The organism is Oleiphilus sp. HI0066 (assembly GCF_001635725.1).
In genome coordinates this window covers 1-1,017 of the sequence record NZ_LWFH01000570.1, presented here as the reverse complement: position 1 = coordinate 1,017, position 1,017 = coordinate 1, and the positions used below count along the sequence as shown (strand labels likewise).

The 1,017-nt window shown below is 46.8% G+C and carries 1 protein-coding gene; it reads right to left on the bottom strand.

Translation table 11 applies throughout. The features are described 5' to 3' along the window. Positions 1 to 1,017 (bottom strand): pectin acetylesterase-family hydrolase (locus tag A3738_RS07660; RefSeq protein WP_068763495.1); only part of this gene is annotated, 1,017 nt, incomplete at both ends.

The following is a 1,017-nucleotide window of genomic DNA, read 5'->3' as shown; positions in this document are numbered from 1 at the left end:
AGAAATGCCGCCATACCATAGAACGTACCTGGGCACTTCCACGTTTGGCCTATTGGGAACTCCCACCAGCGTTTTTTACGAATACTTGGGCAAGCGTGTGAGCCTATGAAGGTAACGATGGTTGAACAGTGGCTATCATTGATTGGACGATTCCAAGGAATCATGTAGCCATAGTTTGGCAAGGTATTCATTTGCGCAATCAAGATCTGATGATCTTCCTGCCACTTCGCCAAAATAGAGTTGTAATCCATGTTCGGGAAGAAACGCTCATAAGAGAATCGCGAGAAGTTAAAGTCGGTGCTGTAAGCCGTATAAGCAAATGAATCTTGCGGATACAAGTTTGCCGCCGCGGTATTTGCCGTGCCCATATCATCAATATTGAATGAAGCAGGCATATTCGCAAGCACAGTAGGCATGTCCCAAGCCGTAATGATTGTCTCGTGCAACTGACGCGAGTTGTAGCTCGAATCGGGTGCTGGGAACAATGGTCCTGAGTCATTCAGCATATAGCCTTTGGTGAAGTCTAAACGCTGACGCACTTCATGATAAAGCGCCGAAGACGCTACACCACCAGCACTGAAGCCCGTAATCATCACTTTGTTCATTGTCCCTAGACGCGTATTTAGAAAGTCCAAGGCCGCAGTCGAGTTTGCATAGCCATTATGATGGAAGGTAATTGGTGGATTCACACCCGTCGGGTCGTCATACACCTGAACATTATTACCTACATGTACATCGCCGGTGCAATACGGCATGTAGGCGGCATCCCATCCATTTGTTGCCAAATTCTCACGACGACGGAAAGGTAAACCAGGATCGTTACCGTTCATAATGGGCGAAACGAATTTAGCCTTCGTCTCATAAATATAGTTATCGGAGAGACCATTCGGGTTTGATGCACCAAGCAGACCTAGTGCACCAGAGCAACTCTCGTAGTCCCAACACGCACCGCCTCCTTCATAGCTTATAACGAGGTTATTAGAATTCGGATTGTCATAAACCCAAAACTTGTATTGC